This is a genomic window from Cobetia sp. D5, from assembly GCF_035666195.1.
GTDB classification, from domain to species: domain Bacteria; phylum Pseudomonadota; class Gammaproteobacteria; order Pseudomonadales; family Halomonadaceae; genus Cobetia; species Cobetia amphilecti.
In genome coordinates this window covers 3,720,516-3,735,722 of the sequence record NZ_CP142020.1, presented here as the reverse complement: position 1 = coordinate 3,735,722, position 15,207 = coordinate 3,720,516, and the positions used below count along the sequence as shown (strand labels likewise).

The 15,207-nt window shown below is 63.0% G+C and carries 12 protein-coding genes and 3 tRNA genes; 11 read left to right on the top strand and 4 right to left on the bottom strand.

The annotated features are described in order from the left end of the window. The first annotated feature begins 168 nt into the window (after positions 1-168). The 8 genes from recA to U0O11_RS15430 all read left to right on the top strand — a co-directional run bounded on the left by recA (position 169) and on the right by U0O11_RS15430 (position 7,633). Positions 169-1,236: a recombinase RecA gene (recA, locus tag U0O11_RS15465; protein WP_043332943.1), complete on the top strand. Its 1,068-nt coding sequence runs from the start codon at positions 169-171 to the stop codon at positions 1,234-1,236. Positions 1,237-1,408: 172 nt separating this feature from the next. After that, on the top strand, positions 1,409-2,053 hold the full coding sequence (locus U0O11_RS15460) for a regulatory protein RecX (protein WP_324690661.1): 645 nt from the start codon (positions 1,409-1,411) through the stop codon (positions 2,051-2,053). A gap of 242 nt (positions 2,054-2,295) precedes the next feature. Further along, the gene (gene alaS, locus U0O11_RS15455) at positions 2,296-4,899 is read left to right on the top strand and encodes an alanine--tRNA ligase (RefSeq protein WP_153636586.1); all 2,604 of its coding nucleotides are present in this window, start codon (positions 2,296-2,298) and stop codon (positions 4,897-4,899) included. A 109-nt stretch (positions 4,900-5,008) separates the two neighbouring features. Then, on the top strand, positions 5,009-6,256 hold the full coding sequence (locus U0O11_RS15450) for an aspartate kinase (RefSeq protein WP_043332939.1): 1,248 nt from the start codon (positions 5,009-5,011) through the stop codon (positions 6,254-6,256). 358 nt (positions 6,257-6,614) lie between these two features. Continuing rightward, positions 6,615-6,806, top strand: coding sequence for a carbon storage regulator CsrA (gene csrA / locus U0O11_RS15445; protein WP_043332937.1), 192 nt, complete (start codon positions 6,615-6,617; stop codon positions 6,804-6,806). 462 nt (positions 6,807-7,268) lie between these two features. Then, positions 7,269-7,361: transfer RNA gene (locus tag U0O11_RS15440), tRNA-Ser, on the top strand. 22 nt (positions 7,362-7,383) lie between these two features. Then, positions 7,384-7,460 (top strand) — tRNA-Arg (locus U0O11_RS15435). A gap of 96 nt (positions 7,461-7,556) precedes the next feature. Further along, positions 7,557-7,633: transfer RNA gene (locus U0O11_RS15430), tRNA-Arg, on the top strand. A 307-nt stretch (positions 7,634-7,940) separates the two neighbouring features. Here U0O11_RS15430 and U0O11_RS15425 read toward each other — a convergent pair. After that, positions 7,941-8,999 (bottom strand): tRNA dihydrouridine synthase, encoded by a 1,059-nt coding sequence (locus U0O11_RS15425; RefSeq protein WP_153636994.1) that lies wholly within the window; start codon positions 8,997-8,999, stop codon positions 7,941-7,943. A 256-nt stretch (positions 9,000-9,255) separates the two neighbouring features. Here U0O11_RS15425 and U0O11_RS15420 point away from each other — a divergent pair, with 256 nt between their 5' ends. The 3 genes from U0O11_RS15420 (at position 9,256) to U0O11_RS15410 (ending at position 12,953) form a co-directional block, all read left to right on the top strand. Beyond that, the gene (locus U0O11_RS15420; protein WP_153636585.1) at positions 9,256-9,522 is read left to right on the top strand and encodes an OadG family protein; all 267 of its coding nucleotides are present in this window, start codon (positions 9,256-9,258) and stop codon (positions 9,520-9,522) included. A 205-nt stretch (positions 9,523-9,727) separates the two neighbouring features. Further along, on the top strand, positions 9,728-11,563 hold the full coding sequence (gene oadA / locus U0O11_RS15415; protein ID WP_153636584.1) for a sodium-extruding oxaloacetate decarboxylase subunit alpha: 1,836 nt from the start codon (positions 9,728-9,730) through the stop codon (positions 11,561-11,563). Between the two features lie 70 nt (positions 11,564-11,633). Next, a complete protein-coding gene (locus U0O11_RS15410) occupies positions 11,634-12,953 on the top strand; it encodes a sodium ion-translocating decarboxylase subunit beta (protein WP_131432760.1) in 1,320 nt (439 codons plus the stop codon). 85 nt (positions 12,954-13,038) lie between these two features. Here the strand turns inward: U0O11_RS15410 and U0O11_RS15405 are convergent, their stop codons facing one another. From U0O11_RS15405 to U0O11_RS15395, 3 genes are read right to left on the bottom strand one after another with little or no spacing between them, the layout of a single operon-like run. Further along, positions 13,039-14,154 (bottom strand): metal-dependent hydrolase, encoded by a 1,116-nt coding sequence (locus tag U0O11_RS15405; RefSeq protein ID WP_153636583.1) that lies wholly within the window; start codon positions 14,152-14,154, stop codon positions 13,039-13,041. Positions 14,155-14,204: 50 nt separating this feature from the next. Beyond that, positions 14,205-14,789 carry a DNA-3-methyladenine glycosylase I gene (locus U0O11_RS15400; protein ID WP_153636582.1) on the bottom strand — a complete coding sequence of 195 codons (585 nt, stop codon included), beginning with the start codon at positions 14,787-14,789 and terminating at the stop codon, positions 14,205-14,207. Beyond that, positions 14,789-15,193: a DoxX family protein gene (locus tag U0O11_RS15395; RefSeq protein WP_242007701.1), complete on the bottom strand. Its 405-nt coding sequence runs from the start codon at positions 15,191-15,193 to the stop codon at positions 14,789-14,791. Before U0O11_RS15395 ends, U0O11_RS15400 begins: the two co-directional genes overlap by 1 nt. Positions 15,194-15,207: the final 14 nt, after the last annotated feature.

The following is a 15,207-nucleotide window of genomic DNA, read 5'->3' as shown; positions in this document are numbered from 1 at the left end:
ACCGGACTGGCAGAGTGACGCAACTTGCGGCATTATACTGTCCATGTATACAGGGTTTTGCCACGACACCTCAGCCGCTAGTCTGACGGTGTCTGCTCAGCTCTCAGTGATAGAATTCTCTATTCCAGGTGGCAGCCCGTGTGGCTCCGCCGTTCGACAGGAGGCCACATGGCAAAGGACGACAATCGTACCAAGGCGCTGAACGCGGCGCTGTCCCAGATCGAGCGCCAGTTCGGCAAGGGCGCCGTCATGCGCATGGGCGATGCCCCGCGTGTGGCCATCCCGTCGGTTTCCACCGGTTCTCTGGGGCTGGATATCGCACTCGGCATCGGCGGCCTGCCCTTCGGGCGCGTGGTCGAGATCTATGGCCCGGAATCCTCGGGCAAGACGACACTGACCCTCTCGGTCATCGCCCAGGCGCAGAAGCAGGGCAAGGTCTGTGCCTTCATCGATGCCGAGCACGCACTGGATCCGTCCTACGCCGAGAAGCTGGGCGTCAATCTGGACGAGATGCTGGTCTCCCAGCCGGACACCGGTGAGCAGGCGCTCGAGATCGTCGACATGCTGGTACGCTCCGGCGGCGTTGACGTCATCATCGTCGACTCCGTGGCGGCACTGACGCCGCGTGCCGAGATCGAAGGCGAGATGGGCGACTCCCACGTCGGCCTGCAGGCGCGTCTGATGTCCCAGGCGCTGCGCAAGGTGACCGGTCACATCAAGAACGCCAACTGCATGGTGGTGTTCATCAACCAGATCCGCATGAAGATCGGCGTGATGTTCGGTAGCCCCGAAACCACGACTGGCGGTAACGCACTGAAGTTCTACTCCAGTGTGCGTCTGGATATCCGTCGCACCGGTTCCGTGAAGTCCGGTGATGAAGTCACCGGTAACGAGACCCGCGTCAAGGTCGTCAAGAACAAGGTCGCGCCGCCGTTCCGTCAGGCCGAGTTCCAGATTCTCTACGGCAAGGGCATCTATCACGCCGGTGAGGTGATCGATCTGGGCGTGCAGTGTGGTCTGGTCGGCAAGTCAGGCGCCTGGTACAGCTATCAGGGCAGCAAGATCGGTCAGGGCAAGGCCAATTCCGCCCAGTACCTGGAAGACAATCCCGCCATCATGGAGGAGATTGAAACCCAGATCCGTGCCCAGTTGCTGGCAGCGCCGGAAGCCAAGGAAGAGCCGAAAGAGACCGCGGCCGCCGAGAGTGAAGACGACCTGGATATCGATCTCGACTGAGGTTCGTCCAGAAGAAAGAGCAAGAGCGCCAGCCGCCAGGCTGGCGTCATCGCACCGTGTCGTTTCCGACCCGGTGAGATGACCCCAAGGCGCCCGCCCCGATGACTCGGAGGCGGGCGCCTTGCGTTCACGTCCATCGATGTCCTTCTGCTCAACCCCGGGGAGCATGACCATGCACGATGACAGCGCTGAAATGGGTGGGCCTGAGTATCAACCGCTCGACTCAGGCGCGATGACGCCGCAACGGCGTGCGCGCAATGATGCCATCGCGCGTCTGGCGCGCCGCGAACATAGCCGCCGCGAGCTGCACGACTATCTCAAGGAGCGTGACTACCTGCGGGCGGTCAGCGATGACGAGTTGGCAGAGCGGCAAGCCGCTGGCGAGGAGGGCGCACAGGCGGCCTTGAGTCGCGATGAGGTCGAGCTGCTGATCGAGGAGGTGCTGGAGCGCATGGCCGAGGAGGGCCTGCAATCCGATGAGGGCTTTGCCGCCAGCTTCCTGCGGACGCGAGTGCTGCGCGGGCAGGGGCCGAGGCGTATCCAGCAGGAGCTGCGCCAGCGTGGTATCGATAGCGAGACGCTCAATGCCGTGATGCGTGCCGCCAGTGACCCGACGCCGGATGCCTTCGGTCATGTCGAGGCGGTGGATTTCTTCGAGCTGGCGCGCGAGACGCTGGCCAGGCGCTTCTCCGGCCCCGGCGAGGGGCACAAGGAGCGCGCACGGCGCGAGCGCTTTCTGCTCCAGCGCGGCTTCGACTATGAGCAGCTGCGCTATGCCATGGAGTCCGCCTGGAGTGATGAGGGGGAGGAAGGCTAGCTGGCGGGCGACTGTTTGGCTCTCATGACGCGCAAACCGGCGCTTCAGGACATTTCCCCCCCTTTAGCTTGCGCGAACAGGCGTTATACTAGGTCGTCTTGCGACGGCACGGGGCAGGCGCCTTCTTTCATGCTTTTCATTGCACCTCCATGCATACCCACATGGATGAATATGCAGAAACCATGCGGAAGTCATGCAGAAGACCCCCGGAGCGTCTTTACGCACATCGCTACGGAACCTCTATGAAAAGCGCAGAAATCAGAAACGCCTTCCTGACCTATTTCGAGAAGCAGGGCCATACCATCGTTCCCACCAGCTCCCTGGTGCCGAACAACGACCCGACCCTGCTGTTCACCAACGCCGGCATGGTGCCCTTCAAGGATGTCTTCCTGGGCCGTGATCCGCGTGGCTACAGCCGTGCGACCTCTGCGCAGCGCTGCGTGCGCGCCGGTGGCAAGCACAATGACCTGGACAACGTCGGCTATACCGCCCGTCACCACACCTTCTTCGAGATGCTGGGCAACTTCAGCTTCGGCGACTACTTCAAGCGCGAAGCCATCCAGTTTGCCTGGAAGTTTCTGACCGAAGAACTCGGCCTGCCGAAGGAGAAGCTGTGGGTCACCGTGCACGTCAGCGATGATGAAGCCCGTGACATCTGGTTCAACGAGGTCGGCATCGATCAGAACCGCTTCTCGCGTCTCGACGAGGACAACTTCTGGCAGATGGGCGACACCGGCCCGTGCGGCCCGTCCTCCGAGATCTTCTATGACCACGGCGAAGATGTCGCCGGTGGCCCGCCGGGCAGCCCGGACGAGGATGGCGATCGCTACATCGAGATCTGGAACCTGGTCTTCATGCAGTTCGACCGTGACGCCGAGGGCACGCTGCACCCGCTGCCCAAGCCGTCCATCGATACCGGCATGGGCCTGGAGCGTGTCGCGGCCGTGATGCAGGGCGTGCACTCCAACTACGAGATCGATCTGTTCCAGAATCTGCTGGCCGCCGCGGCCGAGATCATCGGTCACGACAACATCGCCACGCCGTCACTGCGCGTGGTGGCTGACCACATCCGCTCGTGTGCCTTCCTGATCGCCGATGGCGTGCTGCCCTCCAACGAAGGCCGTGGCTACGTGCTGCGTCGCATCATCCGTCGCGCCGTGCGTCACGGTCACAAGCTGGGGGCGCGTGGCAGCTTCTTCTACAAGCTGGTCGCGGCTCTCGACAGCGAGATGGGCGATGCCTATCCGGAACTGCGCGCCGCACGCGAGCAGATCGAACGTGTGCTGCTCAAGGAAGAAGAGCAGTTCGCGCGTACGCTGGAACATGGCATGAAGCTTCTGGAAGAAGCCATCGCTGACCTCGAGGGCAATACCCTCGACGGCGAGACCATCTTCAAGCTCTACGACACCTACGGCTTCCCGTATGACCTGACCGCCGACATCTGCCGCGAGCGCGAGCTGATCCTCGATGAGGCAGGTTTCCAGGCGGCCCTGGAAGCACAGCGTGATCGCGCCCGTGCCGCCAGCAACTTCGGCGGCGACTACTCCGCCAACCTGGTGCTGGAAGGCGAGACCGTCTTCACCGGTTACGACCAGCTGGAAGGGGAAGCCACCGTCACCTCGCTGTTCGACGCCGAAGGCAATGCCGTCGAGCAGCTCGAGGTGGACACCAAGGGCATCGTGGTGCTCGATACCACCCCGTTCTACGGCGAGTCAGGCGGCCAGGCCGGTGACACCGGTTATCTGCATCTGGATGGTGGCCGCTTCCAGGTCAGCGATACCCAGAAGCAGACCGGCCATCACCTGCACCACGGTGTGCTGATCGAAGGCGCTCTCAAGGTCGGTGACAAGGTGCGTCCGCAGGTCGATGCCGAGCTGCGCGCGGCTTCCGTGCGCAACCACTCCGCCACGCACCTGCTGCACGAAGCGCTGCGTCTGGTGCTGGGCGAGCACGTTCAGCAGAAGGGCTCGCTGGTCACGGCCGAGCGTCTGCGCTTCGACTTCAGCCACTTTGAGGCGATGACGGCCGAGCAGCTGTCCGAGGTCGAGCGCATCGTCAACGCGCAGATCCTGGCCAACGCCGAGACCACCATCGAGTTCATGAGTCTCGATGAGGCCAAGGCGCGCGGCGCAGCGGCACTCTTCGATGCCAAGTATGGTGAGGAAGTCCGCGTGCTGACCATCGGTCAGGATGCCTTCTCCATCGAGCTGTGCGGCGGGACTCACGTCAAGCGCAGCGGCGACATCGGCCAGATGCACATTCTCGCCGAGACCGGCATCGCGTCCGGCGTGCGTCGTATCGAGGCCATCACCGGTCGCGCCGCGCGTGACTTCCTGCTCGCGCAGGAAGCGACTCTGGCTCGCCTCGGTGAGCGTCTCAAGGCCAAGCCGGAGCAGGTCGAGGAGCGCGTCGGCAGCCTGCTGGAGCGCAACCGCGGCCTCGAGAAGGAGCTTGAACGCCTCAAGGCCAAGCTGGCGTCCGCTTCGGCCAGCGACATGCTCAGCGACATCGCCAATGTCCAGGGCATCAAGGTGCTGGCCAAGCAGGTCGAAGGCGTCTCCGGCAAGGAGCTGCGTGGCCTGATGGATGACCTCAAGTCCAAGCTCGGCTCCGGCATCCTGGTGCTCGGCGTCGCGGACGGTGACAAGGTCAGCCTGATCGCCGGTGTCACCGACGACCTGACCTCGCGCGTCAAGGCGGGTGACCTGGTGCGCCACGTGGCCGAGCAGGTCGGTGGCAAGGGTGGCGGTCGTGCTGACATGGCCCAGGCCGGTGGCAGTGACGCCGCCTCGCTTCCGGGCGCACTGGCCGGTGTGCCATCATGGGTAGACGCCCAGCTGGGCTGACAGTACAAGATGAAGGCCGGGCTCCTCTTGGGGAGACCCGGCCTCTTTTTGGGCTCACATGAGCTTCATGTGGGGACAACGCAAACGGACACGGATAACGGAAACGCACATGGCGCTATACGTTCAGAAGTTCGGAGGCACTTCGGTCGGCTCGGTGGAGCGGATCAAGGCCGTCGCCGAGAAGGTCAAGCGATTCCGCGATGAAGGCCATCAGATTGTCGTGGTCGTCTCTGCCATGAGTGGCGAGACCAACCGACTGATCGGTCTCGCCAGCGAGATCAATGATGACCCGACACCGCGCGAGATGGACATGCTGGTCTCCACTGGCGAGCAGGTCACCATTTCCCTGCTGGCCATGGCGCTGCAGAAGATCGGCGTCGACGCGACCTCCTACACAGGGGCGCAGGTGGGAATCCGCACCGATAGCGCGCACACCAAGGCGCGTATCCAGCACATCGATACCGATGACCTGCGTGAAGACCTCGACGATGGCAAGGTGGTCGTGGTGGCAGGCTTCCAGGGTGTCGATGAAGAGGGCAACATCACGACGCTGGGTCGTGGTGGCTCTGACACCACCGGTGTCGCCCTGGCTGCCGCACTGAAGGCGGATGAGTGCCAGATCTACACCGATGTCGATGGTGTCTATACCACTGACCCGCGCGTGTGCTCCAAGGCACGTCGTCTGGAAACGGTGACCGTCGAGGAAATGCTGGAAATGGCGAGCCTGGGCTCCAAGATCCTGCAGATCCGTTCGGTGGAATTCGCCGGCAAGTACAATGTTCCCCTGCGTGTGCTGTCTTCCTTCGAGGATGGCCCGGGTACCCTGATCGTCGCTGAGGAAGAAGACAACATGGAAGAACCGCTGATCTCCGGCATCGCCTTCAATGTCAACGAAGCCAAGCTGACTCTGCTCAACACGCCGGATATCCCGGGTGTCGCTTCCAAGATTCTGGGCCCGATCGCCGATTCCAACATCGAAATCGACATGATCGTCCAGAACGTCTCTCCGGACGGCAATACCACTGACTTCTCCTTTACCGTCGCCAAGACCGACTTCAAGGCGACCCAGCGCATCCTGACCGAGACGGTGATTCCGTCCGTCGGTGGTGGTGAGATGCGCGGTGATGACAACATCGCCAAGGTCTCGCTGGTCGGTGTCGGCATGCGTTCTCACGCGGGTGTCGCCTCCAAGATGTTCCGCGTACTGGCGGAAGAAGGCATCAATATCCGCATGGTCTCCACTTCAGAGATCAAGATTTCCGTCCTGATCGACGAGAAATTCATGGAGCTGGCGGTTCGCTCTCTGCACACCGCTTTCGGCCTGGATGCAGAAGCGATCAGCGACGAGACTGCCTGAGTCTCACCACGGAGCGTGCAGCAAGGAAGTCGTAAAGACACCGACAATCAATGACTTGGCCAAGTCGTGAAGCGTCGGTGCCCAGGCCGGGGATGTTGGTCTGGCAGACGTGCGGCACGTGAAGTCGATAGCGCCCGATGCATTTTCTGTCATTCTTCTGAATGTCAGTCTGTGCATCGGGCGCTTTCATTCAACGTGTCTATCGGGTGTGATGAAGGTATGGCATTGGCCGTCGGAGCATGCATAGCGCATAATTCGAGCTTCATGCATCAGGGTGGTCGACTTGTCCCGGTCGATCGCCGCCTCCACATCCCGTTGAAGTCCCAGCTGTTTTGAATTTCTGACAAGGAGATCAGTCATGCTCATCCTGACCCGTAGAGTGGGTGAAACTCTGATGATTGGAGACGACATCACTGTCACCGTTCTCGGAGTGAAAGGTAATCAGGTGCGTATCGGTGTGAACGCGCCCAAGGACGTTGCCGTCCATCGAGAAGAGATCTATCAGCGCATCCAGCGTGAGAAAGAAGACAATGGCGATGCCATCGCCTGACGGCATGCTGCGCCTGCACGTCGCACGACCCTGCACGACCCGATGAACGCCAGCCATTGTCCCCATGGCTGGCGTTCGCGTGTGTGGGCCTGGCGCAGGCGAGGGTGGCCCGCCTACTTCATGAACAACGGCGTACTTACTCCATGAGCAGCGGCTCATGCGGGGTGATGAGAGGGTAGCTTGTTCAAGTCTGTGTTCCGTAAGGGAAAAATTTGGCTTTTTTCTCAAAAAGGGGGAGACAAGCCGATTCTGGTTCGGTAATATGCCCGCTCCCTCGAACGAGACGCGACGACAGGCTAGCCATCGTCATGTTCTGGTTCATGCGGGGAGATTGCTTGGGGGCGCGCAGCCTCGAGCCTGTTGTCGAGTGGTGATGAGATGTTCAGCATCGAAGCCAAAAAATCGACACAGGGGCTGGACAAAGCCCAATCAAATGAGTAAGATATGCGCCGTACCTGATGAGGAGAGGTGGCCGAGTGGCTGAAGGCGCTCCCCTGCTAAGGGAGTATAGGGTTTATAGCCCTATCGAGGGTTCGAATCCCTCTCTCTCCGCCATTAGGTACAAATGCAGTAAGATGCGCCCTTAGCTCAGCTGGATAGAGTACCTGACTACGAATCAGGCGGTCGGAGGTTCGAATCCTCCAGGGCGCGCCACTGCAACGCAAGACATGAAGTTGGAAAGACGCAGTACTCGCACGATAAAGTCCTGAAGTCATTTGAAATGCTCAGGCCACAGATTTCAAGGTTTATGCGCCCTTAGCTCAGCTGGATAGAGTACCTGACTACGAATCAGGCGGTCGGAGGTTCGAATCCTCCAGGGCGCGCCAATTGAAAAACCCGCTTCACTGAAGCGGGTTTTTCTTCGTCTGAAGAAAAGTCAGGCACTGAAAGAAGCCAGGCTATTGAGCCAGGCTATGAGGCAAGATCAGCGCCGAGTGATCGCCGCCTGCACGGCCCCGATCCCCACATTGCTGATGACCTGAGTGTTCTACCGCTTTCCTTGACTGTGATGTCACGCCTTCGGGCGGACGATCGCCAGGGCGCCCTTTTCGCGAGGGGCGCCCTTTTTTTGGTTCACTGATCGGGGCAGCGAACGGATCGGGTGTTGGTCGGTGCTGATGTTCAGGTTCAGGCTCAGGCCGGGGTGGTCGCGGCTTCCGTTTCCGATGCCTGGGGCGATCCCGATGTCTGAGTCGGTTCCGGCATGCGAGTCACCGACGTCAGAAGGCTTGGCGCCAGCTCCAGCGCAGTGCCGGCCACCAGGCCGGTGAAGAACTCGGCGCGCCCCTTGTGGCGCTTGATGGCCTGGAAACGGCTTTCGGCTTCCGCGTTGCCGCTCTGGCGCATCATGTTCATCCACTGCTTGAGCAGCGGCACCATCACCTTGTCGGGGAGGTGGGCGCAGCGCTCAGCATGGGAGAGCAGCACCTGCGCACGCTGCGTCCAGTCCGTCTCGGGCAGCAGCTCTCCGGTCGCCTGCCAATGCTTGATGCGCGCCGCCAGGAAGGGGTCAGCCAGGGCGGCACGCCCCAGCATGACATCGCGACAGCCGGACAGGGAGCGCGCCCGCCAGTAGCAGTGCATATCCCAGATATCGCCATTGGCGACCACCGGAATGGAGAGCTCGGAGGTGATCTTGCCGATCCATTCCCAGTGCGCCGGTGGGCGATAGCCTTCCTGTTTGGTTCGCCCATGCACCACCAGCTGGGTCGCACCGCCTGCCTCGGCTGCCTGAGCGCAGGCCAGCGCCAGGCGCCGATCATTGAAGCCGAGACGAATCTTGGCGGTGACCGGTACGCCCGTGCCCTCGAGTGCCTTGCGCACGCCTTCCACTGCGCGGAAGACGCGTTCCGGCGAGCGCAGCAGTGCCGCGCCACCATCATGTCGATTGACGGTCTTGGCCGGGCAGCCGAAATTGATATCGACGCTTGGCGCACCCAGACGCGCAGCGACCCGGGCATTGATGCCCAGTGCCTCGGGGTCGGCCCCCAGCAGCTGCAGGGCGACCGGGGTCTCGTGTCGTGTCTGTGCCGTCTGTGTCGGGGAGGCGTCGAGCAGCTCCGGACAGATGCGCTTGAAGACGCGCGGCGGTAACTTGACGTGGGTCACGCGCACGAATTCCGTCACGCACCAGTCGTAGCCGCCAAGGCCGGTGAGACATTCGCGCGTGATGTCATCTATCACGCCTTCCATCGGCGCGATGCCGATGCGGCCGGCCCGCGCGAGGGCCTGTGGGGTCAACGATGGTGTCATTGCAATTGCCGTGGAATCAGGCACTTTAGAGCGACCAACAAGCATTGAATGCAGCTGCATGGGCATACCGACAGAGGCTATCGGCGGCGGAGCCTATCCGTCGTGCCGTGTCCGGCGTGACCGAAGACATTGGCGTTCAGCGCAGGCGCTGCGCCGTAGTGCGGCTCGATAACGAGAAAGACTCGAGGACACTGGCATGCAAGAGAATGATCTGCTCGGTGAAGGCTTGAACCTGATGGTGTTCGGGATGGGGTTCGTGTTCGTGTTTCTAAGTCTGCTGGTGGTCGCCATGATGGCGATGGCCAGGCTGGTGGATCGCTTCGCGCCTGCACCAGTGCCCGCTGCGCCAGGTGCTGCGCGGGCGCCGGCTGCCCCGGCACCTGCGGCAGAGGACGACAGCGAACTGACGGCCGTCATGGCCGCGGCGATTCACCGCTTCCGGCAGGACCAGCACCGGCACTGACGCTTTCGCAGCTTCGCCTATAGCGTCTGGGCTCTGCCGAGCGTCTGACCACTGCCGAGAATAGCAGGCGGCGATTCTATCACGAGCAGTACGGTGGGTAGACCTCCCCCCGAGTGCAATATTCTGTGTTGCAGGCCGACGCAACAGGCTGCCTGCAGCGCGCGCAGAACTCGATATCCACAATATAAAGAACAAGGGATCACTCATGGACAAGCAACCGCTGGGCATCACGGATGTGGTACTGCGCGACGCGCATCAGTCACTGTTGGCCACGCGCATGCGCCTCGATGACATGCTGCCGATCGCCGCCAAGCTGGACGACATCGGCTTCTGGTCGCTGGAGAGCTGGGGCGGCGCGACCTTCGACGCCTGCATTCGCTACCTGGGCGAAGACCCCTGGGCACGCATTCGTGCCTTGAAGGAAGCGATGCCCAAGACCCAGCAGCAGATGCTGCTGCGCGCCCAGAACCTGCTCGGCTATCGTCATTACGCCGATGATGTGGTGGATACCTTCGTCAAGCGCGCCGCGACCAGCGGTGTCGATGTCTTCCGTGTCTTCGATGCCATGAATGACCCGCGCAACCTCGAGCGCCCGCTCAAGGCGGTGCTGGATCAGGGCAAGCATGCCCAGGGCACCATCTCCTACACCGTCAGCCCCGTGCACACCCTGGAGATGTGGGTCGAGCTGGCACAGAAGATCGAGTCCATGGGTGCCCAGTCACTGGCGATCAAGGACATGGCAGGCCTGCTGACGCCGTACACCGCCTTTGAACTGGTCTCGCGCCTCAAGGCGAGCCTGTCGATCCCGATCCACATGCAGTGCCACGCCACCACCGGGCTTTCCACCGCCACGGCCCTCAAGGCCATCGAGGCGGGCATCGACAACGTCGACACCTCCATCTCTTCCATGTCGATGACCTACGGCCATAGCCCGACGGAATCCGTGGTCGCGATGCTGGCGGGAACCGAGCGCGATACCGGGCTCGATCTCGAGAAACTCGAGGATATCGCCGGCTATTTCCGCGAAGTGCGCAAGAAATACGCGGCTTTCGAAGGCAGCCTGCGCGGTATCGACTCGCGCATCCTGGTCGCGCAGGTGCCGGGTGGCATGCTCACCAACATGGAAAGCCAGCTCAAGGAGCAGGGCGCCGGTGACAAGCTGGATGACGTGCTCGCCGAGATTCCGCGTGTACGCAAGGACCTGGGCTATATCCCGCTGGTGACCCCGACCTCACAGATCGTCGGCACCCAGTCGGTGATGAACGTGATGATGGGCGAGCGCTACAAGTCGATCTCCAAGGAAGTGCAGGCGCTGCTCAAGGGCGAATATGGCGCGGCGCCGGCGCCCTTCGACAGCGAGCTTCAGTCCCGCGTGCTGGAAGGCGGCGAGCCGATCACCTGCCGCCCGGCCGACAACCTGACGCCGGAGATGGAGCGTCTGCGTGAGGAGCTCAAGGGCAAGGCCAGTGAAGAGGGCATCACCCTGGAAGGCGGCGAGCGCGAGACCGATGACGTGCTGACCTACGCGCTGTTCCCGCAGATCGGCCTCAAGTTCCTGCGCAACCGTGGCAACCCGGATGCCTTCGAGCCCGCCCCGCAGGCTGTCGATGACAAGGCGTCCAAGGCTGCAAGTGCGCCGGTCTCCAATGCTCCAGCCGTCAGTGCTCAAGCCGCGTCCAGCGGTCCGCAGACCTACACCCTGAACGTCAACGGCAAGCAGTATGTGGTCGAGGTCGCCGAAGGCGGAGACATCACCCAGGTGCAGGCCAGTGCGCCAGCGGCGCCTGCTCCGGCAGCCGCAGCGGCGGCACCTGCCGCACAGGCCGCCTCCGGTGAGCCGGTGAGTGCGCCGCTGGCGGGCAACATCTTCAAGGTCAATGTCAGTGTCGGTGACAGCGTGGCCGAAGGGGATGTGGTCATCATCCTCGAGGCGATGAAGATGGAGACCGAGATCCGTGCCCACCAGGCCGGTACCGTCTCCGCGGTGAAGGTCAAGGAAGGCGACAGTGTCAGTGTCGGCGACGTTCTGATCACCCTCTGAGCCGGTGTGTCCGGCCCGTCGTCATGCGCGGCGGGCCGGTCGGTGATGCTCCTCTGCAAGGCGACACGACATGGACAAGATACTCAACCTCTGGCACGGCTCGGGGCTCTACAACATGAGCTTCGGCCAGCTGGCGATGATCGTCATCGGCCTTGGCCTGCTTTATCTGGCGATCCGCAAGAACTTCGAACCCCTGCTGCTGGTGCCGATCGGCTTCGGCGGCATTCTGGCCAACATCCCGGAAGCCGGGCTGGCGCTGTCTGCCGCCGAGCAGGCGGCCCATCTCGGCAAGCCGGAGCTGTTGGCTTCGATGGCCAATCTGCTCAACGTCAACATCGCCAGCCTGCCGCTGGATGAGGCGCGCCACGCGGTGGAGCAGGCGCTGCATGGCGAGATTCCCGCCGCGCTCAAGCAGCAGGCCAGCAACATGGCGCTGGATGGCGGCTTCTCCAACGGCATGCTCTACAGCTTCTACAGTGTGGCGATCGCTTCCGGCATCGCGCCGCTGGTGATCTTCATGGGCGTGGGCGCGATGACGGACTTCGGCCCGCTGCTGGCCAATCCCAAGACCCTGTTCCTCGGCGCGGCGGCGCAGTTCGGCATCTTCGCGACCCTGCTGGGCGCGGTGGCGATGACCTCGATGGGCCTGATGGACTTCAGCCTGCAACAGTCGGCGGCCATCGGCATCATCGGCGGTGCGGACGGTCCGACCTCCATCTACGTCGCCAGTCTGCTGGCGCCGGAGCTGCTGGGCGCGATCGCCGTGGCGTCCTACTCCTACATGGCACTGGTGCCGATGATCCAGCCGCCGATCATGCGCGCGCTGACCACCGCCAAGGAGCGCAGCCTGGTCATGACCCAGCTGCGGCCGGTGTCCAAGACCGAGAAGATCCTGTTCCCGCTGGTGCTGCTGATCATGGTGGCGATGCTGCTGCCGGACGCCGCACCGCTGCTGGGCATGTTCTGCTTCGGTAACCTGATGCGCGAGTGTGGTGTGGTGGAGCGTCTGTCGGATACCGCCCAGAACGCACTGATCAACATCACCACCATCTTCCTGGGACTGTCAGTGGGCTCCAAGCTGCAGGCCGACAAGTTCCTGGCGGTGGAGACGCTGGGCATTCTGGCCCTCGGCGTGGTTGCCTTCGGTATCGGCACGGCCTGCGGGGTACTGATGGCCAAGCTGATGAACAAGGTCTCCAAGACACCGATCAATCCGCTGATCGGGTCGGCCGGTGTCTCGGCGGTGCCGATGGCGGCACGTGTCTCCAATAAGGTCGGGCTCGAGTACAACCCGCATAACTTCCTGCTGATGCATGCCATGGGGCCGAACGTGGCCGGCGTGATCGGCTCGGCGGTTGCCGCGGGGGTGATGATCAAGTACCTCGGCTGATCGTCTTTGCAGCACTGATACGACAACGCCCGCCATGGCTACCATGGCGGGCGTTGTCGTATCTCGGGCCTTCATCAGCGGCGCTTTATCTTGTCTCGGCCGAGGGATTTGAGGGCGTGGCAGAGACGGTGCGCTGATTCGGCTGCATGCGCGTCTGCGGGTCGTGGACGGCCTGCCAGAGGCTTAGCAGGGCGGCGCGATCGACAGGCCGGCTGGGCAGCCGCTGGCTGTCCTCGAGCCCTTGCCATTCCCCTTGGGCGCTCTGGCGTGCGAGGGCAAAGCGGAAGGGGTGATAGCCGGGTGAGCCCAGGCGTGTATCGGTCACTGCCAGCAGCGTCTCACCTTCCGGGGTCCGCTCGCGGCTCGCGCGCAGATAGGGCGCCGCGAACCAGCGCAGACGTTGGCCGTCCTCCAGCTTCGCGACCTCGGCATCCAGCGTCGGATGGCGCGGATAATCACGGCGTGCGAGAGACGCCAGCTGCGCGTCGGAGTCGAACACGCTGACCATCCATTCGTGATCCGCCTGCGGCGTGGTTGCGCTGACACGCCACAGCAGGCTGTTGAAGGGAGTCGGCTGCACCATGCGCGGAGCGTCGGCGAAGCCCTGGCTGGCCAGCAGCGGCGCCACGCGATGTTCGACCCAGCTCTTGGCGGCCAGTCCCCAGCCCAGATAGAGGCTCGAGAGCATGAGGCCCGCGCTCAACAGATGCCCGGTGCGACCACGAATCGCCACCCACAGGCCGGTGATCAGCAGCGGCAGGGTGTAGAGCGGGTCGATGATGAAGATGCTGGCCAGACTGATGGGACGGCTGGGCCACGGCCACAGCAGCTGGGTGCCGTAGGTGGTGAAGCTGTCCAGCAACGGGTGGGTGACCAGGCACAGCACGCAGTAGGCGATCAGCCGCCCACGGCCGAGGCTCGCCAGACGTGGCAGGCGCGCCAGCAGCCAGCCGAGCACGATGCCCAAAAGCGCCAGCACCGGCAGGGAATGGCTGAAGCCACGGTGATGGGTGTAATTGGCGACCGCGTCGCCGTAGTCGATCATCACGTCGAGGTCGGGCAGGGTGCCGAGTGCCGCACCGCCGAGCAGCGCATAGCGGATGGCCGCGCCGCGTTTCGGGCCGGGCAGGCGGCGAATGGCCGGCGTCATGACGGCGCCGCCAACGACGGCCCCGAGACAGATCTGGGTGAGGGAGTCCATGCGTGGGCTACCTGTGAGGAAGAAGAGAGCGGGAGGCGTGGGAGCAGGCGTCAGTCATCTGCGCGGATCGCCGCCAGGGCGCCCGGCTCGGCCCAGCGCGGGCCGGCATCCAGCACGCGTGCCTGCACCGGACAGTCATCACGATGACAGCCGGGCAGATAGCCGCAGCTCATCAGCAGCTCGTTGACGATCTCGGGGCCGGTGAAGCGGAAGGTCTTCTTGAACAGCTTGACCCAGGCTGACAGCGGTTGTGGATGGTGGGCATCCAGCCAGGCACTGAAGCTGCCGTGGGAGTCCTTGAGCTGCATCACCACGCCTGCGTTGTGGATCACGGCATTGATCTTGAGTCGGTTGCGAATGATGCCGGCATTGCTGAGCAGGCGCGCGCGGTCCTCGTCCCCGTAGGCGGCGATGCGCGCGATATCGTAATCCTCGAAGGCCTCGCGGAAGGCCGCGCGCTTCTTGAGCACCGTCAGCCAGGAGAGGCCGGCCTGATTGATCTCGAGCACGAAGCGTTCGAACAGCACCCGGTCATCGCTGACCGGAAAGCCGTATTCATGATCATGATATGGGCCATGAATCGGGTGCCGGGGAGCATTCTCGCAATAGGTGCTGGCGGTGACGACGTCGGCCATCAGTCCTCCTGTACCGCGAAGCGGCCGCTGCCGAGAAAGACGATGGCCAGGGCGCTGGTGAGGAAGAAGCCTTGCAGCTCCAGCGCCCAGCCGCCGGAGGGCGACAGGCTCAACAGCTGGCCCATGTGCGCCACGGCAAAGGCGAACAGCATGTTGGCGACCACGATCAGACCGGCGATGCGCGAGTGCACGCCGAGCACCAGCATGATGGGCGCGATGATCTCGCCAATGTAGACGCCATAGGCCACCACGCCCGGGATGCCCAGATTCTCGAGCTCGCCGGCGATCCAGCTCAGCGTGCCGCCATCACCGAGCAATTTCGAGAGGCCATGAAACAGCAACAGCAGGCCCAGCATCAGGCGCAGTATCAGCTTGCCGAGGTCGTCATTTTCGAGAAATTGCACGGTAGAGCTCCTTG